The sequence below is a fragment of the Achromobacter sp. ACM01 genome, from assembly GCF_014851745.1.
Classification (GTDB): Bacteria; Pseudomonadota; Gammaproteobacteria; order Burkholderiales; family Burkholderiaceae_B; genus Achromobacter; species Achromobacter aegrifaciens.
On the sequence record NZ_JACVAF010000003.1, the window covers coordinates 278,642 to 298,558 of the forward strand.

Annotated in this window: 21 protein-coding genes; 7 read left to right on the forward strand and 14 right to left on the reverse strand. The window is 66.5% G+C overall.

What is annotated here, in order from left to right; translation table 11 throughout:
* Window positions 1–7: 7 nt before the first annotated feature.
* The 6 genes from paaN to paaA form a co-directional block, all read right to left on the reverse strand.
* Window positions 8–1,672 (reverse strand): phenylacetic acid degradation protein PaaN, encoded by a 1,665-nt coding sequence (paaN, locus tag IB268_RS16090; RefSeq protein ID WP_054450970.1) that lies wholly within the window; start codon window positions 1,670–1,672, stop codon window positions 8–10.
* A 48-nt stretch (window positions 1,673–1,720) separates the two neighbouring features.
* Window positions 1,721–2,809: a 1,2-phenylacetyl-CoA epoxidase subunit PaaE gene (gene paaE / locus IB268_RS16095; RefSeq protein ID WP_054450969.1), complete on the reverse strand. Its 1,089-nt coding sequence runs from the start codon at window positions 2,807–2,809 to the stop codon at window positions 1,721–1,723.
* A 13-nt stretch (window positions 2,810–2,822) separates the two neighbouring features.
* The gene (gene paaD / locus IB268_RS16100) at window positions 2,823–3,329 is read right to left on the reverse strand and encodes a 1,2-phenylacetyl-CoA epoxidase subunit PaaD (RefSeq protein ID WP_175181716.1); all 507 of its coding nucleotides are present in this window, start codon (window positions 3,327–3,329) and stop codon (window positions 2,823–2,825) included.
* On the reverse strand, window positions 3,326–4,090 hold the full coding sequence (paaC, locus tag IB268_RS16105) for a 1,2-phenylacetyl-CoA epoxidase subunit PaaC (protein ID WP_119450888.1): 765 nt from the start codon (window positions 4,088–4,090) through the stop codon (window positions 3,326–3,328). Before paaC ends, paaD begins: the two co-directional genes overlap by 4 nt.
* 15 nt (window positions 4,091–4,105) lie before the next feature.
* A complete protein-coding gene (paaB, locus tag IB268_RS16110; protein ID WP_006388300.1) occupies window positions 4,106–4,390 on the reverse strand; it encodes a 1,2-phenylacetyl-CoA epoxidase subunit PaaB in 285 nt (94 codons plus the stop codon).
* Window positions 4,391–4,473: 83 nt separating this feature from the next.
* The gene (gene paaA, locus IB268_RS16115) at window positions 4,474–5,463 is read right to left on the reverse strand and encodes a 1,2-phenylacetyl-CoA epoxidase subunit PaaA (protein WP_054450966.1); all 990 of its coding nucleotides are present in this window, start codon (window positions 5,461–5,463) and stop codon (window positions 4,474–4,476) included.
* Between the two features lie 173 nt (window positions 5,464–5,636).
* Here paaA and paaX point away from each other — a divergent pair, with 173 nt between their 5' ends.
* A complete protein-coding gene (paaX, locus tag IB268_RS16120) occupies window positions 5,637–6,566 on the forward strand; it encodes a phenylacetic acid degradation operon negative regulatory protein PaaX (protein ID WP_119450889.1) in 930 nt (309 codons plus the stop codon).
* Window positions 6,567–6,594: 28 nt separating this feature from the next.
* On the opposite strand, the gene IB268_RS16125 is transcribed toward paaX, so the two are convergent.
* Complete coding sequence (locus tag IB268_RS16125) at window positions 6,595–7,221, reverse strand: NAD(P)H-hydrate epimerase (protein WP_192354515.1); 627 nt, start codon at window positions 7,219–7,221, stop codon at window positions 6,595–6,597.
* Between the two features lie 180 nt (window positions 7,222–7,401).
* On the opposite strand from IB268_RS16125, the gene IB268_RS16130 reads away from it, so the two are divergent.
* From IB268_RS16130 to IB268_RS16140, 3 genes are all read left to right on the forward strand, one after another.
* Entirely contained in the window at window positions 7,402–8,763 is a 1,362-nt protein-coding gene (locus tag IB268_RS16130) for an acyclic terpene utilization AtuA family protein (RefSeq protein ID WP_054450963.1), read from the forward strand.
* Between the two features lie 12 nt (window positions 8,764–8,775).
* The gene (locus tag IB268_RS16135; RefSeq protein WP_013392433.1) at window positions 8,776–9,102 is read left to right on the forward strand and encodes a DUF4387 domain-containing protein; all 327 of its coding nucleotides are present in this window, start codon (window positions 8,776–8,778) and stop codon (window positions 9,100–9,102) included.
* Between the two features lie 71 nt (window positions 9,103–9,173).
* On the forward strand, window positions 9,174–10,124 hold the full coding sequence (locus IB268_RS16140; RefSeq protein WP_225591406.1) for a tripartite tricarboxylate transporter substrate-binding protein: 951 nt from the start codon (window positions 9,174–9,176) through the stop codon (window positions 10,122–10,124).
* A gap of 3 nt (window positions 10,125–10,127) precedes the next feature.
* Here IB268_RS16140 and IB268_RS16145 read toward each other — a convergent pair whose 3' ends face one another.
* Together IB268_RS16145 and orn are read right to left on the reverse strand one after the other, a co-directional pair.
* Entirely contained in the window at window positions 10,128–11,102 is a 975-nt protein-coding gene (locus IB268_RS16145) for a sigma-54-dependent Fis family transcriptional regulator (RefSeq protein WP_054450961.1), read from the reverse strand.
* Between the two features lie 13 nt (window positions 11,103–11,115).
* Window positions 11,116–11,661: an oligoribonuclease gene (gene orn, locus IB268_RS16150; protein WP_042792554.1), complete on the reverse strand. Its 546-nt coding sequence runs from the start codon at window positions 11,659–11,661 to the stop codon at window positions 11,116–11,118.
* 63 nt (window positions 11,662–11,724) lie between these two features.
* Here orn and IB268_RS16155 point away from each other — a divergent pair, with 63 nt between their 5' ends.
* Together IB268_RS16155 and rsgA are read left to right on the forward strand one after the other, a co-directional pair.
* Window positions 11,725–12,975 (forward strand): M48 family metallopeptidase, encoded by a 1,251-nt coding sequence (locus IB268_RS16155; RefSeq protein WP_192354516.1) that lies wholly within the window; start codon window positions 11,725–11,727, stop codon window positions 12,973–12,975.
* On the forward strand, window positions 12,972–13,877 hold the full coding sequence (gene rsgA / locus IB268_RS16160; protein ID WP_054450957.1) for a ribosome small subunit-dependent GTPase A: 906 nt from the start codon (window positions 12,972–12,974) through the stop codon (window positions 13,875–13,877). Before IB268_RS16155 ends, rsgA begins: the two co-directional genes overlap by 4 nt.
* A 135-nt stretch (window positions 13,878–14,012) precedes the next feature.
* Here the strand turns inward: rsgA and IB268_RS16165 are convergent, their stop codons facing one another.
* Both IB268_RS16165 and rplS read right to left on the reverse strand, forming a co-directional pair.
* Window positions 14,013–14,744 (reverse strand): CoA pyrophosphatase, encoded by a 732-nt coding sequence (locus IB268_RS16165; protein ID WP_119450892.1) that lies wholly within the window; start codon window positions 14,742–14,744, stop codon window positions 14,013–14,015.
* A gap of 135 nt (window positions 14,745–14,879) precedes the next feature.
* Window positions 14,880–15,260, reverse strand: coding sequence for a 50S ribosomal protein L19 (gene rplS / locus IB268_RS16170; protein ID WP_006218237.1), 381 nt, complete (start codon window positions 15,258–15,260; stop codon window positions 14,880–14,882).
* A gap of 298 nt (window positions 15,261–15,558) precedes the next feature.
* Between rplS and IB268_RS16175 the strand changes: the two genes are divergently transcribed.
* Complete coding sequence (locus IB268_RS16175) at window positions 15,559–16,431, forward strand: DMT family transporter (RefSeq protein ID WP_054450952.1); 873 nt, start codon at window positions 15,559–15,561, stop codon at window positions 16,429–16,431.
* A gap of 88 nt (window positions 16,432–16,519) precedes the next feature.
* Here IB268_RS16175 and IB268_RS16180 read toward each other — a convergent pair whose 3' ends face one another.
* The 3 genes from IB268_RS16180 to IB268_RS16190 form a co-directional block, all read right to left on the reverse strand.
* Window positions 16,520–16,969: a hypothetical protein gene (locus tag IB268_RS16180; protein WP_192354517.1), complete on the reverse strand. Its 450-nt coding sequence runs from the start codon at window positions 16,967–16,969 to the stop codon at window positions 16,520–16,522.
* Window positions 16,970–17,041: 72 nt separating this feature from the next.
* Window positions 17,042–18,388 carry a PA0069 family radical SAM protein gene (locus IB268_RS16185; RefSeq protein WP_192354518.1) on the reverse strand — a complete coding sequence of 449 codons (1,347 nt, stop codon included), beginning with the start codon at window positions 18,386–18,388 and terminating at the stop codon, window positions 17,042–17,044.
* A gap of 212 nt (window positions 18,389–18,600) precedes the next feature.
* The gene (locus tag IB268_RS16190; RefSeq protein WP_175213997.1) at window positions 18,601–19,899 is read right to left on the reverse strand and encodes a sulfate adenylyltransferase subunit 1; all 1,299 of its coding nucleotides are present in this window, start codon (window positions 19,897–19,899) and stop codon (window positions 18,601–18,603) included.
* Between the last annotated feature and the right edge of the window lie 18 nt (window positions 19,900–19,917).

Sequence of the window (19,917 nt, forward strand, 5' to 3'; positions counted from 1 at the left end):
CCCCCGTTCAGACATGACGGCGGGTTTGCACCACGCGGAAGCGGTTGGACACGAAAGCCGAATCCGACAGCGCGGCGTTGGCGGCCGGGTTGGCGCCGGTGCCGTGGAAGTCGCTGAAAGCGGCGGTCTGGTTGACGAACACGCCGCCCGTCAGGTTCAGCGACAGCGACACGCCCGAGACTTCAGCCGCGTCCTGCACCTGGTCGGCGACGGCGTCGCTGGTGGTGTAGGCCGACAGCGACAACGCGCCATGCTTGATGACGCTGTCACGCGCCAGCTGGATGCTGTGGGTGGTGGAATCGGTAGCCACCACGAAGGCGATCGGGCCGAACCATTCCTGGCTGATAGCGGCGTTGCCAGCTTCCGTGCGCAGCAGCAGCGGCGTGCGGACGCGGGCGTTCTCGAACTGCGGGTGCGTCAGCGCCTTGCTGTCGGCCACCACCGGCAGGCCCAGCGCGCGGGCCTTCTCGATGCGCTCGACGATGCCTTCGTTCTGGATCGCGCCGGTCAGCTCGACGGCCTTGGCCGCATCGGCGCCGACCTTCTCGACCGCGGCGCCCAGGGCAGCAGCGACCTCGTCGAAGCTGACGCGGCCTTCCGGCGTCTGGATGCCGTCGCGCGGCACGTAGATGTTCTGCGGCGCGGTGCACATCTGGCCCGAGTACAGGGCCAGCGAGAACGCCAGGTTGCGGGCCACGCCCTTGAGGTCGTCGGTGGAATCGATGATGACCTGGTTGACGCCGGCCTTCTCGGTGTAGACCAGCGCCTGGCGGGCGTTGTTCTCCAGCCAGTCGCCGTTGGCGGTGCTGCCGGTGAAGTCGACGATCTTGACCGCCGGGTCCAGCGCCAGCTTCTGCGCGGTGTCATCGCCGGCAGCGTGCGCGGCCAGCAGGACGACGTCCGGGTCGAAGCCCGCTTCCTGCAGAACTTCGCGCGCCACCTTCACGGTGATGGCCAGGGGCAGGATCGCGCCGGGGTGCGGCTTGACGATGACGGTGTTGCCGGTAGCCAGGCTGGCGAACAGGCCGGGGTAGCCGTTCCAGGTCGGGAAGGTGGAGCAGCCGATCACCAGCGCCACGCCTCGCGGCACCACGGTGAACTGCTTTTCCATGCGGATCGGGTCGTTCTTGCCTTGCGGCTTTTCCCAGACGGCCACGCCGGGGATGCGCGACATTTCCTGCCAGGCGTAGGTCACGGCTTCGAAGCCGCGGTCCTGCGCGTGCGGGCCGCCGGCCTGGAAGGCCATCATGAAGCCCTGGCCGGTGGTGTGCTGGACCGCGTAGGCGATCTCGAAGCTGCGCTTGTTCAGGCGCGCCAGAATTTCCAGCGACACGCCCACCCAGGCGCGCGGGCCGGCGCGGCGCCAGTCTTCCAGCGCGCGCTTGGAGGCGGCGATCAGCTTGTCGGCGGGCACGTGCGGATAGGTGATGCCCAAGTCGAAGCCGAACGGCGATTTTTCGCCGCCGACGGTACCGTCGGCGTCGTGCAGGTTCAGCGGGAAAGGCTTGCCTTGCAGCGCTTCAAAAGCCGCGCGGCCGTCGTCGTTGGCGGTTTCGCCATAGTTGCGGGGGCTGGGCGACTCGGCAAAGGGGCTCCAGTAGCCGCGCAGGGAGGCGGCGGCCATGGCTTGTTCCAGCAGGGGCTGATGGCGTTCGAAGAATTGTTGGGACACTGCGTCTCTCCAAATGGATATGGTTTTATCTGCCTGGCGCGGGCCGGGTCAGGTTTCCTGGTCGAAGTCGATGACCAGGCGGTCGCTGACCGGAAAGCTCTGGCAGCTCAGGATGAATCCGCGCGCCACTTCGTAGTCTTCCAGGGCGAAGTTGGCGTCCATGTCCACCTCGCCTTCGATGACCTTGCAGCGGCAGGTGGAACACACCCCGCCCTTGCACGAATACGGCAGTTCGATACCTTGCGCCAGCGCCGAATCCAGCACGCTGTCTTTATTCTTTTCAATCACGAACATACGGCTGTGGCCGTCCTGCACCACGGTCACCTCGCACTGGCCCTTGCCGGGCGCCTGGCGGGCGTCCTGGCCGGTGCGCAATGCGCGCGGCCCCTTGGGCGCGCCGAAGAGTTCGAATTTGATGTTCGACTTCGGAATGCCGCGGGCCTGCAGCCGCTCGACCACGCTTTCGGTCATGGTCTGCGGACCACAGACAAAAGCGTAATCGATATCCTCAGGGCTCATCCAGGCCGACATCAGCTGGTCGACCTTGTCGCCGTCCAGGCGGCCGTTGAAGAGTTCGATGTCCTGGGTCTCGCGGCTCATGATGTAGACCAGCGAGAAACGCTCCATATAGAGGTTCTTCAGGTCCTCGATCTCTTCGCGGAACAGCACCGCGGACGAAGCGCGGTTGCCGAAGAACAGCGTGAACTTGCTGTCGGGCTCGGTCGACAGCGCGGTCTTGACCAGAGAGAACACCGGCGTGATGCCGCTGCCTACGGCAAACGCCACATAGTGGCGCTTGTTCTCGGGGGAAAAATCGACGGTGAAGTTGCCGGCCGGCGCCATGACTTCCAGGGTCTGGCCGGGCTGCAGTTCATGGTTGGCCCAGCTGGAGAAAACGCCCTCGTCCACCTTCTTGATGGCCACGCGCAGCAGCTTGTCGTGGGGCGCGGAACAGATGGAATAGGAGCGGCGCTGTTCCTGGCCGTTGAGCTCGGTGCGCAGCGTCAGGTACTGGCCCGGCAGGAAGGCGAACTCTTGCGCCAGCGTCTCGGGCAGGTCGAAGGTCACGACCACGGCGTCGCGCGTGTTGCGCGCCACCGAAGCCACCGTCAAGGAATGGAATTGGTTCTGGCTCATTGCGAAACCGCTCTCAGTGAGTCTTGAAATAATCGAAGGGCTCGCGGCAAGACACGCAGCGATACAGCGCCTTGCACGACGTGGACCCGAAGTTGCTGACCAGGCGCGTGTCTTTCGAGCCGCAGCGCGGGCAGGCGATGGCGGGGCCGACCGCGCGCCGGCTGATGCCCGAGATGTCGACGGCGCGTTCGGCGGGCGCGGCGATGCCGTAGCCCTTGAGCGCCTCGCGTCCCTTCTCGCTCATCCAGTCGGTGGTCCAGGCCGGCGCCAGGCGGGTTTCCACGCGGACCTCGGCGACGCCGTGGCGGGCCAGCGTCTGCTGGATATCCTGCGTGATCTCGCGCATGGCCGGACAGCCGGAGTATGTGGGCGTGATGACCACGACACAGGCCTCGCCGTCCCAGGACACGTCCCGCACCACGCCCAGATCCACCACGGACAGCACGGGGATCTCCGGGTCGGGGACCTCCTGCAGCCAGGCGTAGACCTGGTCGGCGGAAACGGGCGCCAGCGCGTTCACCAGGTGGCTCCCGGGTAGGCGCGCGGCAGGAACTGCATTTCGGCGAGCACGTAGCCCAGTTCCTCGGTGTGCTTGCCCTGGCGTCCGCCACGGTATGCCAGATGGCTGGCGGCGGCTTCGTCGGGCACCGTCAGGGTGGCTTCTTCCAGGACTTCGCGCACATGGGCCAGCCAGGGCTGGCGCAGGGCCGACAGTTCACAGCCGATGCCGCGGGCGGCGACGTCCAGGTCGACGGCGTCGTCGGCGAACAACTCACCGGTGAAACGCCAGGCATCATCGATGGCGGCCTGCATCTTGGCATGGCTTTCCGCCGTGCCGTCGCCCAGGCGCACCACCATGTCCGACGAACGCCGCACGTGGTAGGTCACTTCCTTGATGGCCTTGGCCGCAATGCCGGCGACGCGTTCGTCGCTGGACTTTTCCAGGCGCTGCAGCAGGAAATAGTGCCAGACGTCGAACAGGAACTGGCGCGCCATGGTGTCGGCGTAGTTGCCGTTGGGGCGTTCGACCAGCAACGCGTTATGGAACTGGTGCGCATCGCGCAAATAGGCCAGCGCGTCTTCGTCGCGGCCGGCGCCTTCGACTTCGCCGGCCAGCGTCAGCCACATGCGGGCCTGGCCCAGCAGGTCGAGCGCGGTGTTGGTCAACGCCAGGTCTTCTTCCAGGATCGGGCCGTGGCCGGTCCAGGCGCCCAGCCGCTGCGACAGGATGAGCGAGGAATCGCCCAGGCGCAGCAGGTATTCAAACAGAGTCTTGTCCATGTCTCCCCCGCCGTCTTACATGTGCTTGATTTCTTCGGGCATCGGGAAGAACGTGGGATGCCGGTAGACCTTGCTGTTGGCCGGTTCGAACAGCGGATCCTTGTCGCCGGGGCTGCTGGCCGAAATATCGGAGGCGCGCACCACCCAGATGCTCAGGCCTTCGTTGCGGCGCGTGTAGACGTCACGGGCGTGGTTGATCGCCATTTCGGCGTCGGGCGCGTGCAGGCTGCCGACGTGCTTGTGCGCCAGGCCGTGCTGGCTGCGGATGAACACTTCCCACAGGGGCCAGTCTTTGCTCATGATGGATGTCCTTGAATGCCGGGCGCGCGCGGCGCGCTCCGGTTTGCAATGGTGGTGAAGAAGAGTGGAGCCCGCTCGCGGGCTCAAGCTACCTTGCGCTCGGCCTGCTTGTCGGCGTAGGCGACTAGCGCATCGCGCACCCAGGCGCCGTCCTCGTGCGCCTTGACGCGCGCGGCCAGGCGTTCGCGGTTGCAGGGGCCGTTGCCCTTGAGCACCGCGTAGAACTCGGACCAGTCGATCTCGCCGAAGTCATAGTGGCCGCGTTCGGCGTTCCACTTGAGCTCGGGATCCGGCACCTTCAGGCCCAGGTATTCGGCCTGCGGCACGGTCTGGTCCACCATCTTCTGGCGCAGTTCGTCGTTGGAGAAGAGCTTGATCTTCCAGGCCATGGACTGGGCGCTGTTGGGCGAGTCGGCATCCGAGGGACCGAACATCATCAGCGCGGGCCACCACCAGCGGTTCAGGGAGTCCTGCACCATGGCCTTCTGCTCGGGCGTGCCGTGCAGGCACATCTGCATCAGCAGGTCGTAGCCCTGGCGCTGGTGGAAGGACTCTTCCTTACAGACGCGCACCATGGCCCGCGCATAGGGGCCGTAGGAACAGCGGCACAGCGGGATCTGGTTGATGATGGCCGAGCCGTCGACCAGCCAGCCGATCATGCCGATGTCGGCCCAGCTGAGCGTGGGGTAATTGAAGATGCTGGAGTACTTGGCGCGGCCGGCATGCAGGTCGTCGATCAGGTCGTCGCGTGACACGCCCAGGGTTTCCGCGGCGCTGTACAGGTAGAGGCCGTGGCCGGCTTCGTCCTGGACCTTGGCCAGCAGGATGGCCTTGCGCTTGAGCGAAGGCGCGCGGGTGATCCAGTTGCCTTCGGGCAGCATGCCCACGATTTCCGAGTGCGCGTGCTGGGAAATCTGGCGCACGAGCGTCTTGCGGTAGGCGTCCGGCATCCAGTCCTTGGCCTCGATGCGGACGCCGTCGTCGATCCGGCGCTGGAACGTCTGTTCCCGGCCTTCGAGCTGGTCCGCGGTCTTGACCTGCTTGACGCCGGTTTCGACGAGTTGAGCGTACATGTCTGTCTCCTTGAAGACGGTTTGCGAAAACGCAAAGCAAACGTTCCGCAGTGCCGTCATGTCATAGGCGGATTATTTAATACAAAAAATTCATTGTCAAACTCAAATCTGTATCACATTGGATTTATGTATCATATTGCGGATCCCGATATCGGCCACTCTGGCCCCCTCTAATGGCAAACCCTCAGTCGCCCCTGGACCGCTTTCTGTCACGCCTGATCAAGAACGATCCGCCGCGCGCGAAATCGCTCTGCGTCAGCCTGCTCGGGGACGCATTGGCGCCGCACGGCGGCGCCATCTGGCTGGGCGATCTGATCGAGCTGCTGGCCCCGCTGGGCATCAATGAACGGCTGCTGCGCACCAGCGTGTTCCGCCTGGTGGCGCAGAACTGGCTGCAATCCGAACGCCACGGAAGGCGCAGCCTCTACCTGATCTCCGAGCAGGGCCTGCGCCACACCGCGCACGCCTCGCAGCGCATCTATGTCGGTCCGCCCCTGGAATGGAACGGCGAATGGACGCTGGTCGCCCTGCCGCGCACCGGCAACGGACTGGCCGAGCGCGCCGAGTTGCGCCGGGAACTGGTCTGGGAAGGTTTCGGCATGATCGCGCCCGGGCTGTTCGCGCATCCGCACACCGAGGCAAGCGCCGCGCACGACATCCTGGAAAAGCTGGGCATCCCCGACCGCGCGCTGGTGCTGTCGGCGCGCGACCTGGCCGGCGCAGGCGGTCTGCCGATAGCCAGCCTGGCATCGCAATGCTGGAACCTGGACGAGCTGGCCGAGCAGTACCGCCAGTTCGCGAAGAATTTCGGCCCGCTGGAAAAGCTGCTGGAAACCCCGCCCGCCCCCGCCGATGCGTTCATCGTGCGGGTCATGCTGCTGCACAGCTGGCGCCGGATCGTGCTGCACGATCCGCAACTGCCGGGCCCCATGCTCCCTGACGACTGGCCCGGCCATGCCGCCCGCGAGATCTGCGGCCGCATCTACTGGCAGGTGTTCGACGCGTCGGAAGCGCATCTGGATGCACTGGCCGGCCGCGACAACGAGCGCTACGCGCCGCTGGCGGCCGACATCGCCTCGCGCTTCGGCGGCAAGCCCGCCTAGGCCAAGACGCCAAGACCTGCCTTTCGGATCAGGCTGCCGGCTCGATGGTCACGCCCAGCGTGTCCACTGCCGACACGCCGCAGGCGTCGCGTCCCGGGCCTGGCCGTTCCAGCCCCCTGGCCCGGCCGATGAAAGACAGCGTCCAGCGCGCCCGGATGGGCCGCCCCAGGGCCTCGCCGCTGTCCGCGTCTATGCCGCTGGGCACGTCCAGCGCCAGCACCGGCACGCTCCAGGCGTTGACCGTGTCCACCAGCGCCTGCCAATCCGCGCCCAGCGGGCGATTCAAGCCGATGCCGAACAGGCCGTCTATGACCAATTCCGGCACGAAGCCCGGTTCCAGTTCCGACCAGGTTTCACCGCCCGCGGCCAGCCAGCCGGCATAGGCGCGGGCGGCATCCGGCGGCAGGCACTGCGCCCCCGCCGGCAACAGCACCCGCACGTCATGTCCCATGGCGCGCAGGCCGGCCGCAGCTTCCAGCGCATCGCCGCCATTGTTCCCAGGCCCCGCCAGTGCCAGCACCCTCGCCCCCGGCCCGAGCCGCGCCGCCGCGTAACGGGCCGCAGCGGCCCCCGCCAGGGGCATCAAGTTTCTGCCGGCGGCCAAGGCCTGGCGTTCGGCGTCGCGGATCCGGGCGACCGGGTATGAAGATGGCATCGCTTTTTATGTGTGAAATTCACGCATTGCGTGAAAATTTACCCGCAAATTTAAAGAGGTCGCGCCGACAAGCCCGCAAATGCGCGGGATTTACGCTTCCCGCCAGTTGGCACGCATCTTGCGTTGTAGTCATTGCCGGTACGAGCGAGACCGGACGACTCAACTGAAGAGACTACACCCATGCGTTCCATGAGCATCATCTGCCCGAACGGGCACTTAGGATTCGCCCCCTTGCGCACCGAGAGCTTCCAGCTCGGCGTCGCCGCCGGGCCGGACTGCATCGCCGCCGACTCGGGCAGCGACGACGTGGGTCCCGTGCCGCTGGGCTCCGACACCTCCACCAGCCCGCAAGCCTGGCAGCGCCACGACCTGGAACAGATGCTGCTGGCCGCGCGCAAGCTGGGCGTGCCCATGGTCATCGGCTCGGCCGGCGACACCGGCTCCAACAGCCGGGTCGACCTGTACGTGCGCCTGATCAAGGAGATCGCCGCCGAGCACAAGCTGGCGCCGTTCAAGGTCGGCTACTTCTATTCCGAAGTCGACAAGGAACGCGTGCGCCGCGCGCTGCGCGCGGGCCAGCAGGTGGCCGGCCTGGACGGCTACGCTGACCTGACCGAAGCCGAGCTGGATGCCAGCGACCGCATCGTGGCGGTGGCCGGCGTGCATCCCTACATCAAGCTGCTGGAAGCTGGCGCGGACGTGATCATCGGCGGCCGCAGCTCGGATGCCGCCGTGTTCGCCGCCCCTGCCCTGCACCGGGGCTACGACGCCGACCGCGCCTATTACCTGGGCAAGGTGCTGGAGTGCGCTTCGTTCTGCGCCGAACCCTATGGCGGCAAGGAAACCGTGATGGGCGAGATCTCGGCCGAGGACGTGCGCGTCACGGCCATGCATCCCGACCAGCGCTGCACCATCGCGTCGGTCGCGGGCCACGCGATGTACGAGCGCTCCAATCCCTACGAAGAATTCTTCGCAGGCGGCCGGCTGGACATGGCCGATTGCCGCTACGAGCAGTTGAGCGAAAAGACCACCCGCATCACCGGCTCGCGCTTCGAACCCGCCGCCCAGGTGCGCGTAAAGCTGGAAGGCTCCGGCAAGGTCGGCGAGCGCTACATGGGACTTTGCGGCATACGCGATCCCTACACCATCGCCAACGTCGACCGCGTCATCGCCTGGGCTCGAGACAAGGTGCGCGAACGCTTCGGCGACTCGGGCTATGAGCTGCACTACAAGGTCTACGGGCGCGACGGCGTCATGGGCGACCTGGAGCCGCTGCGCGACCAGCCGGGCCATGAGCTGTGCGTCATGGTCCAGGGCGTGGCGCCGACCGCCGAAATGGCCGAGGAACTGACGCTTACGGGCCTGCGCCAGATGTTCTACGCCCGCCTGCCCGACGTGAAAGGCACGGCCGGTTCGGTGTCGTTCCCGCTGGACGAGGTGGTGCGCACCAGCGCCGCCTACCGCTGGACCCTGAACCACACGCTGCCGGTGGAAGACGCCGGCGAACTCTTCCCGACCCACCTCACCGAGGCTGGCGCCTGAGCCGGCAAGACCATGAGCACCCAGAAACTCAGCACCCTGGCCAAGACCATCCGCAGCAAGAACGCGGGCGTGAACAAGATCACCTTCGACATCATCTTCCGCGAGCCGGCGACCTACGAGGCGGTCAAGCGCTCCGGCGCGCTGACGCGCGCCAGCATGGCGGCCCTGTACCGCATCGACGACAGCCGCATATCGGACTTCGTGCATTACGATCCCGGCCTGGCCATCAAGTTCACGATCTACCGGCTGGCTCCCAGCGGGTCCGCGGGCGATGGCGACATCTTCGGCGCGCAGCAATATGCGCCGCTGCTGGACGTCGCCGTCCCCATGCCGGACTGAACGCCGCGGGCGCCGCACCCGGCGCCCGCTCCAACCTCCGCTCTCCTAGAGAATCGATCATGAAAGCGCTAATGCAAACAACGTTGTTCCTGGCGGCATCCCTGCTGGCCGGCGCGACAGCGGCCCAGACGGAAGTGCCCAAGCAGGTCAAGATCGTGGTGCCGTTCACCGCCGGCGCCAGCAATGACGCGATCGCCCGCGCGATCGCGCCGCAGCTTGCGGCCCGCTTCGGCAACACGGTGATCGTGGAAAACCGCGGCGGCGCGGCCGGCGCGATCGGTTCCGAGTACGTGGCCCGCTCGGCCAAGGACGGCTCGGTGCTGCTTCTGACCTCGTCGACCTTCCTGACCACCGCCGCCACGCAGCCTCACCTGCCCTACGACCCGCTGAAGCAGTTCGCGCCGGTGGCGATGATAGGACAGGGGCCGCTGGTCATCGCCGCCTCGGCGCAGACGCCCTATACCTCGTTGAAGCAGCTGCTGGAAGCGGCGCGCAGCAAGCCGGGCGCCCTGAACTACGGCAGCGCCGGCGTCGGTTCGCTGGCGCATCTGGCCACCGTCATGCTGGACGACGCGGCCGGCACGGAGATGACCCACGTGCCCTACAAGGGCGCGGCCAACGCCGCCTCCGACCTGGCCGGCGGGCTGATCCATGTCATGCTGTCCAACTACAGCACGCTGGCCCCCGTGGTGCAGGGCAAGAAGGTCAAGCTGCTGGCTACCACCGCGCAATCGCCCTCCGCGGCGTTCCCCGACCTGCCGCCGGCCGCGCAGGCGCTGCCGGGATATTCGGTGCAGATCTGGGTGGGTGTGTTCGCGCCGGCGGGCACGCCGCAGCCTTATATCGACAAGCTCAACGCCGCGCTCGTCGAGATCTCGGCTTCGCCCGAAATGAAGGCATTGCTGGACCTGGACGGCACCGTGCCGTCGCGCATGGACAGCGCCGAATTCGGCACGCGCGTGCGCGAGGAACTGGCCCTGTGGCAAGGCATTGCGCGCAAGCACAACATCAGCGCGGAATAGGCCTCAGCCTTCCAGCCCCAGCTTGAGCATCTGGTGGCGCAGGGCGTGCCGCGTGAGCCCCAGGGACTCGGCGGCGCGCCCCAGGTTGCCGTCCTGGGCCTGCAAGGCCGCCCGGATCAGGCCGCGCTGGAACTGCGCGGACAGTTCGGCGTAGGTGCCGGCGGCGGCAGACGAGGCCGCCGGCGCGGGCTTGCCCGCTTCGCGCAGGATGCGCTGCGGCAGGTGTCGCGCCAGTACCGTGTCGCCGTCTTCCAGGATGCAGATGCGCTCCAGCAGATTGCTCAGTTCGCGCACATTGCCCGGCCAGGCGTAGGCCTTGAAAATGCGCCGCACCTCGGGATCGATGACGGTGAAACGGCTGCCGTGGGTGGCGTTGTAGCGTTCCAGGAAGCGCTGCGCCAGCACGATCACGTCGTCGCCGCGCTCGCGCAACGGTGGCAGGTTGATCGACACCACCTGCAGGCGGTAATACAGGTCGTCGCGAAAGCGCCCGGCCTGCACCTCCCCCAACAGGATCTTGTTGGTGGCGGCGATGAAGCGCGCATCGACTGAAACCTCCTGGACGGAACCGATGCGCCGGAAGCGCCGGCTGTCCAGCAAGGTCAGGATCTTGGCCTGCATGACCGGATCCAGCTCGCGGATTTCGTCCAGGAACACGCTGCCGCCATTGGCGGCTTCGAGCAGGCCGGTCTTGCGCGCCACCGCCCCGGTGAACGCGCCGCGTTCATGGCCGAACAATTCGGACTCGAGCAGGTTGCCCGGGATGGCGGCGCAGTTGATCTCGGTATAGCCCTTGGCCGCGCGCGCCGACTGCGCATGCAGGTTGCGGGCGACCAGCCCCTTGCCGGTGCCGGTTTCGCCGTAGATGAGGACGATGCTGGCCTTGCTGCGGGCGACCCGGCCGACCAGATCGCGCAGCGCCGCCATCGACGGGTGATCCCCGATGAGCGGCTCGCAGGCGGACGGGGCGGCAGGCATGGGCGGGGGCCGCTTATACCTTCAGGAAGTGTTCGCGGTAGTACTTGAGCTCGTCGATCGATTCGTAGATGTCGGCCAGCGCTTCGTGGCGGCTCTTCTTCTCGAATCCCTTGTAGACGGCCGGCGCCCAGCGGCGGGCCAGTTCCTTCAGCGTGCTCACGTCCAGGTTGCGATAGTGGAAAAACTGCTCCAGGCGCGGCATGTAAGCAAACATGAAACGGCGGTCCTGGCTGATGGTGTTGCCGCACAGCGGCGACTTGCCCGCCGGCACATGCTGCGCCAGAAACGCCAGCAGCGTATCCTCGGCCTGCGCCTCGGAAATCGTGGACGCCTTGACCTTGTCGATCAGGCCGCTCTTGCCGTGCGTGGACTTGTTCCAGCTGTCCATGGCGTCGAGCAGGCTGTCGGGCTGGTGCACCACCAGCACGGGGCCCTCGGCCACGACGGTCAGGTCGGGTTCCGTCACCACCACGGCGACTTCGATGATGCGTTCTTTCTCGGGGTCCAGGCCGGTCATTTCCATGTCCAGCCAAACCAGGCGGTTTTCGTTCACAGCCATATAATTTGCCTATAAAACGTTCGATTTTCGCACATACCCACACTTGAGCACGCCGCATCGCCCATGTTCACATTGCTGTTCGTTGCCTTCCTGCTGACCGATATCGCCGTGCGCCTGTGGCTGGCTACGCGCCAGATCCGCCATGTCGCGCGCAACCGCGACCAGGTGCCGTCCGAATTCTCTCACCGTATCGGGCTGGCCAGCCACCAGCGGGCGGCGGACTACACCGTGGCGCGGGTCAAGCTGGGCATGCTGGAACGCACCTACGACGCCATCCTGCTGGTGTGCCTGACCCTGATGGGCGGACTGCAGCTCATCGACCTGATGGTGGCCCAGATTACCAGCAACGACTTCCTGCGCCAGATGCTGCTGCTGGTCGTGGTGGCGCTGTTGCTGGGCGTGCTGGGCCTGCCCTTCACGTTGTGGCGGCAGTTCAAGCTGGAAGCGCGCTTCGGCTTCAACCGCATGACGCCTGGCCTGTTCATCGCCGACGCCGCCAAGGGCCTGCTGGTCGCGGCGGTGCTGGGCCTGCCGCTGGCGGCCGCGGTGCTGTGGCTGATGGGCAGCGCGGGCGCCTACTGGTGGGTGTGGGCCTGGGCGCTGTGGACCGCGTTCAACCTGGCGCTATTGATCGTCTACCCGATGTTCATCGCCCCGCTCTTCAATAAATTCACGCCGCTGTTCGACCCGGAGCTGGCCGGCCGCATCCAGCGCCTGGCCCAGCGCTGCGGCTTTGCGCTCAACGGCCTGTTCGTGATGGACGGCTCGCGCCGCTCCGCCCATGGCAATGCCTACTTCACGGGCTTCGGCCGCTCGCGCCGCATCGTGTTCTTCGACACCCTGCTGGCGCGCCTGAACGGCGACGAGATCGAAGCCGTGCTGGCGCACGAGCTGGGCCATTTCGCCAAGCGCCACATCGTCAAGCGCATCGTCTTCAGCTTCGCCGCCGCGCTGGTGTTCTTCGCCATCCTGGGCTGGATCTCGCAACAGCCCTGGTTCTACGTGGGACTGGGCGTCATGCCGCAACTGGGCGGACGCAACGACGCCATGGCGCTGCTGCTGTTCTTCCTCGTGATCCCCGTCTTCACTTTCATGCTCACGCCCGTGGCCAGCTGGTACTCGCGCCGCGACGAGTTCGAAGCGGACCGCTACGCGGCCGAACAGAGCTCGCCGGAACGCCTGGTGTCCGCGCTGGTCAAACTCTACGACGACAACGCCGCCACCTTGACTCCCGACCCCGTGCACTCCGCCTTCTACGACAGCCATCCCCCCGCCGCCGTGCGCATCCGCCACCTGACGGCGGCCGCTGCATGACCGCGCCGTCCAACGAAGGCCGCATCATCGCCGCCCACGGGCGCCACTACACGGTGGAGCTCGCCGACGGCACGCTGCGCAAGTGCTTCCCGCGCGGCAAGAAGGCAGGCGCCGCCGTCGGCGACCGCGTGCGCATCACCCCCCAGGGCAAGGACGAAGGCGCCATCGACGCCATCCTGCCGCGGCGCAATCTGCTGTACCGCTCGGACGAAATGCGTTCCAAGCAGTTCGCCTCCAACGTCGACCAGTTGCTGATCGTGGTCGCCGTGCAGCCCACGTTTTCGGACGACCTGACCGGCCGCGCCCTGGCCGGCGCCTGGAGCGCGGATATCGCGCCCATCATCATCCTCAACAAGACCGACCTGGCGGACGAACTGCCGGCGGCGCGCGCGCGGCTGGCGCCGATCGCCGCGCTGGGCGTGGACGTGATCGAACTCAGCGCGCTGGAACCCGAAAAGGTGCATACGCTGCTGGCGCCGCGCCTGGCCGGACACACCAGCCTGCTGCTGGGCCAGAGCGGCATGGGCAAGTCCACGCTGCTCAACGCCCTGGTGCCCGACGCGGCCGCTCCCACCCGCGAGCACTCCACCGCGCTGGACATGGGCAAGCACACCACCACCAGCACGCGGCTCTATCACCTGCCCGCGCCGGGCGGCGACCTGATCGACTCGCCGGGCTTCCAGGCCTTTGGCCTGCAGCATCTGAGCCGTGAGGACATCATCCGCGGCTTCCCGGAGTTCACCAAGCCCATCGAGGAGTGCCGTTTCTACAATTGCACCCACCGCCAGGAACCCGGCTGCGGCGTGGTCGCGGCCTTGCAGGCGGGCGCAATCGATCCGGCGCGCTACGCCTTGTACCAGCGCATCCTGGAAGAAAACCTGGCGGGACAGCAGCGCTACTAGCGTGTCGTCCAATGGGAACCTGCTGCGGAGTCCGACACACTCTCCCCTGGACGTCCCGTAATGAATACGGCCCCTGTACGGGGCCGTATTCATTGGCAGCGAAAGGCGGAAACCAAGGCCGGCTTGCGGCGGGGATCAACGGGGCGTAAAGCCGTGGCGCAGCAGATGGTAGAGGTTGCGCAACATGCCGGCTGTCGCGCCCCAGATGAAATGCTTGCCGTAAGGCATGCCGTAGTACTGGCGCACCCGGCCGTCGTCCAGACGGGCCTCGTACAGCCGGTGATTGGCGGGATCCATCAGGAAGGACAACGGCACTTCGAATACTTCCGCCACCTCGAAGGCGTCGGGCGCCAGGTCAAAGCCTGGACGCACCAGCGAAACAACCGGAATGATGGAGAACCCCGTCGCCGTCAGATACGGCGGCATGCTGCCCAGCACTTCGACGTGGTTGGCGGGCAGCCCGGTTTCTTCCTGCGCTTCGCGCAAGGCCGCGGCCTCCGGCGTGGAGTCGCTGGTTTCGATGCGCCCGCCCGGAAAGCTGATCTGGCCGGCATGGTCATGCAGGTGGGCGGCGCGCTGCGTCAGCATGATGTGCACGCCATTGTCGCGCGTTACCAGCGGAATCAGCACCGCCGCAGGCACGGGCACGCCTTCGCGGCCCGGATAACGCAGGTCGGTGTCGCGCGACAGCTCCAGCGTCCAGGTGGACGGCTGGCTGAGCGTGCCCCGCAACGAATCCGGGGTCAACAGGCTGGCGGGCACGGCCGGCAAGGACGCGTTGGCCACCACCCAGGGTTGCGTCGCCGGATCGAAGCCGGGACGCGCCAGCGGCCGCCGGGGCCGCGGGGAAGACGAGGAATCAGACATACGTCTCTGCAAAAGACTCTGCAAAAAGAAAAAGGCACCCTCGCAGGTGCCTTTTTAACCCGGAAACCCGTGCCGAACGAAAACGCTGGATGGCGTGAGCGTCCGACACTGGTAGGGCCGTGTGCCGATAAGCGATCAAGCCGCCGAGGCTTGCTTGCTGACCAGCTTTTCCTTGATACGCGCCGACTTGCCCGAGCGGTTGCGCAGGTAGTACAGCTTGGCGCGGCGCACGTCGCCGCGGCGCTTGACTTCGATGCCGGCGATTTGCGGCGAGTACAGCTGGAACGTACGTTCCACGGCTTCACCCGACGAAATCTTGCGCACGGTGAACGCGGAGTTCAGGCCGCGGTTGCGCTTGGCGATCACGACGCCTTCGAAAGCCTGCACGCGCTTGCGGGTGCCTTCAACGACGTTCACGCTCACGATGACGGTGTCACCAGGAGCAAATTCAGGCTTGGCTTGACCGCCGGTCAGGCGGGCAATTTCTTCCTGTTCCAGGATAGCGATAAGGTTCATGAGAACTCCTAGATCATCATGTCTTTGCGGACTAAAACTTTTGCCGTTCGATGTTGTTCACGCGGCTTCTGCAGGATTGCGCTATAAGCACAAGCCCGCATCCATCGCGTGTTGCACGGCCAACTGACGCTAAGGCCAGCTCCCGTTGCATGTGCCGCAAGCAGAGGATGAGATTTGGCAAACCAATGATTCTACACCAAAAATCGCTCCGGGCATCAGGTAACATGGCCCCGGTTCTCGCGGTTTGGAGTACCCTTCCGTCTTCTGTAACAAACACGTCATCTGGCGCTGTTCCTTCATGTCGTATTCGTCCCTGATATTGGTCGTCCTGGCGGCAATGGCCCACGCCACGTGGAATCTGCTCGCCAAGCGCGCGGCCATGGTGGGCGCTCCCTTCGTCTTCGCCTATGGCCTGTGCGCCTCGGTACTGTATGCGCCGTGGGTCATCTGGGTGCTGTTGCACGACGGCATGACCTGGACCTGGCCCGTGGTCGGCGCCATCCTGACTTCCAGCCTGTTGCATCTGGGCTACAGCCTGTGCCTGCAACGCGGGTACCAGGTGGCCGACCTGTCTGTGGTCTACCCCATCGCACGGGGCACCGGGCCGCTGCTGTCCACCACCGGCGCCTTTCTGCTGCTGGGCGAACCCGCCACCAGCACCGGCATCATCGGCATGCTTTGCGTAGTGGGCGGGGTGCTGCTGATCGCAACCCAGGGCCGCCTGGCCATTTTCAAGCAGGCCCAGGCCTGGGTGGGCGTGCGCTGGGGCGTGGTGATCGGCCTGTTCATCGCGGCCTATACCGTCGTCGACGCCTACGGCGTGAAGGTGCTGCTGATCAGCCCCGTGCTGTTCGACTGGTTTACCTGCGTGACCCGCACGACCATGATGGCCCCCCACATGCTGCGCCGCCGCCCCCAGTCCTGGGAGGCCATGCGCGGGCACTGGCATCTGGCGCTGGCCGTGGGCCTCTTGTCGCCGCTAGGCTACATCCTGGTGCTGTACGCGCTGCGCAACGGCGCGCCGCTGAGCCTGGTAGCCCCTGCCCGGGAAATGTCCATGATGTTGGGCACCCTGGCCGGCATGTTCCTGCTGCGCGAAAAAGTCGGGCCGGGCCGGCTGGCTGGCTGCCTGGCCATCCTGGCGGGCGTCGTTCTGCTGGGTTCAAGCTGACGAACCCTGCTCCGGGCAGTTCCGGCTGGCGGGGCTGGCGCGTACCGGTTACGCCTTGCCTGCCGGCTACCGCCGGGCATCCGACCGTTCAGAATCCGGCGGCCGCACCCAGCCACATCAGGCCAGGAATGATCGCGCCCCAGGCCAGCACCATCACCACATCTATGACCATGGCCTTCATGGTCACTTGAGCCGTCACGGGTTCCACCGTGGCGTTACCCAGGCTGCGCTCGCGCGCGGCAGGCGCGGCGGCAACCGCGGCCTCGACCGGTGCTGCGGGCGCAGGCATCGGCGCGGCGACGGCCGGGCCTGCCGGCGCTCCAGCCTCGGCCGGCGCGGGCGGGAACGGCCAGCGAGCCGGCGCGGAGCCGGGCCGCACGCGGCGGCGCGGCTCGACATCGGCCACGGAGGTGTTCCAGGGCAGCGCCATGCCGGCCACCCGGGCGCACCAGGCGCGGGCGCGGTTCGTGCCGCGGCGCAGCGGGTTCAGCGTAACGACGAGTTCGTCCGACAAGACGGAAATATCAGCGGTGTTCATGGGAACTCCTAGGAAAGACGGTCCAGCGCCAGGCGTAGCCCCCCGGCAGGCATCCGCGGCGGCAGCCGGCGGTCAATCGAACAATGACAACTGGCCTGCGGCCATGGCTTGCAACTGGCGCGCTACGCGCCCGTGCGCGCCGCCGGCTGCGGGCGATACGGCGAGAAAAGGGACCCCTGAAGACGCTTGCGCGCCAACCGGGGATAGGAAATCGGCAGCCTTCGCCGCAGTTGCGGCAGGAGGCAGGAAACGGTCGCAGTCCAGCGCCAGGCGATGGCGGTTCAGGCCCAGCTTGCGCGTGGCGATGGTGAACCGCTGACGCAGCAGATCGGCCCAGACGCCGGTTCCGCGCATGCGCGACCCGAAGTTGGGATCGTTGCGGCGGCCATTGCGCAGGTCTTCGATGCGATGCAGGACGCGCTGGGCGCGGTCCGGGAAATGGGCGTTGAGCCAATCCTCGAACAGGGTCTTGACCTCCCAGGGCAGGCGCAGGACGGTGTAGCTGGCATAGTGCGCGCCGGCCGCCTTGGACTCCTGGAGGATGTGCTCCATGGACTCGTCGTTGATGAACGGGATGATGGGCGCGACCAGCACGCCGACCGGCACGCCGGCGTCGGTCAGGCTGCGCACGGCTTCCAGCCGGCGCCACGGCGCGGCGGCGCGCGGTTCCAGCGTGCGGGCCATGCCGGCGTCCAGCGTGGTGATGCTCATGTACACCACCACCAGCTTCTGCTCGGCCAGCGCGGCCAGCAGGTCCAGGTCGCGGGCGACCAGCGCGTTCTTGGTGACGATGGTGAGCGGATGGCGGGTTTCCAGCATCAGTTCCAGCAGGCCGCGCGTCAGCCGCCATTCGCGTTCGATGGGCTGGTAGGCGTCGGTGGCGGAACCGATGTTGATGGGAGACGGCTTGTAGCCGGGCCGCGCGAGTTCGGCGCGCAGGGCCTCTACCGCGTTGGCCTTGGCCACCAGCCGGGTTTCGAAGTCCAGCCCGGGCGACAGGCCCAGGTAGGAATGCGTGGGCCGGGCGTAACAATAGACGCAGCCATGCTCGCAGCCCCGGTACGGATTCACCGCCACGTCGAAGGGGATATCGGGCGAATCGTTGCGCGACAGCATCTTGCGCGCTTCTTCAGCAGTGACCGTGGTCTTGGGAGCGGCGGGCGCTATGCGCGCATCCGGCAGGATGGGAATGACGCGGGCGGCTTGCTCGCCGGCGGCAGCTTCGGGGAAATTATCGGGGACGGAATCTATGAAGTCGGCGGGCAGGCCGGAGGAGGACCAGCCGTCGTCGACCTGCACGCGGTCATCGCGCTGAAAGCGATGCCGAACATTAGTAACCGCACCCCGACCGCGCAAGGCGGCGGGGGCGGCAGCCGGGGACCCAGAACCGGCGGGAAAAGAATGATCGGTGCGTGCCATGAAAACTACTGTACAAAAACACAGTGGTTTTGACAAGCACCAAAAGCCTTTTCGTAAGACAGCCCCACTTTACCGCAAGACGCCGGCGCCGTCCGGACAAATCGATTTCACCAGGCGAGATCGCCCGGAAACCCGCGCCAATACTGGATCTAGCAGAAAAACAACAGGTCCCGCAGGGGCTGGAAACCCGTTGTTTTCCGGCCTCTTGCGGATTAGCGCAACATGCCTGCCGCAGCAGTCTGATGCGTGGCCTCGTCGATCAGGATGAATGCGCCCGTCGCGGGCACATCGGCATAACGATCGACCGCCAACGACTCGCGCGTGGTGAGCGTGACGCGTCCGATGTCGTTCATGCGCAGCGTGCCCTCGGTGTTCTCCACTTCCTGCAATTCGTGGATGTCACGATGCGACAGCACCGCGCGGATCTTCGCCGAGGTCAGGCGCGTACCCGACTTCAACAGATACTTGCGCGCGGGATTCAAGGCCTGCGCATCGAGCCAGCACAGCTCGGCTTCGAATTCGCGCGCGACCTGCGCCGGCGCCGACGCATGCACGATCACGTCGCCGCGCGACACGTCCACGTCGCGATCCAGCACCAGCGTGATCGAGTCGCCCGCCACCGCCTCATCCAGCGCGCGGTCGAAGGCGCGCACTTCGCTCACAACAGCCGTCACGCCCGAGGGTTGCACCGTGATCTCGTCGCCCGGCCGCAGCACGCCGCTGGCGACGCGGCCGGCATAGCCGCGGAAGTCATCCTTGCGACTGCCGTCATGGCGTGCCACCCATTGCACCGGAAAGCGCAGCGGCAAGGCGCGGCCGTCGCTTGCCAGGTCCAGCGATTCCAGCAAGGCCAGCAAAGGCTGCCCGCCGTACCACGGCGTCTGCGGCGACAAGGTGACGACGTTGTCGCCATTGAGCGCCGACAGCGGCAAGGCGTCGAAGTGCTCGATGCCCAGCTTGCCTGCCAGATCCGCATAAGCATCGCGGATGCGCTCGAAGACGGCGCGGTCCCAGTCCACCAGGTCCATCTTGTTGACCGCCACCACGATATGGCGGATGCCCAAGAGGCGCGCGATGGTGCTGTGCCGCTTGGTCTGCGGCAGCAGCACGCCGTCGGCCGCGCGGGTGGCGTCGATCAGGATGACGGCCACGTCGGCGGTCGACGCGCCCGTGACCATGTTGCGCGTGTACTGCTCGTGGCCCGGCGCGTCGGCGATGATGAACTTGCGCGCGGGCGTCGAGAAGTAACGGTAGGCGACGTCTATGGTGATGCCCTGTTCGCGTTCGGCCTCCAGGCCGTCGGTCAGCAGCGAAAAGTCGATGCCGTCGCCCGCCACGCGCTTGTGCTTGGCGCGCGAGATCGCGTCCAGCTGGTCGGCGAACACGCCCTTGCTGTCATACAGCAGGCGGCCGATCAGCGTCGATTTGCCGTCATCCACCGAGCCGGCGGTGATCAGGCGCAGCACGCCCGTATCGGCGCCGGAAAGAAAAGAATCGTTGAGTGCGTTCATGTGCGTTCCTGGTCGCCG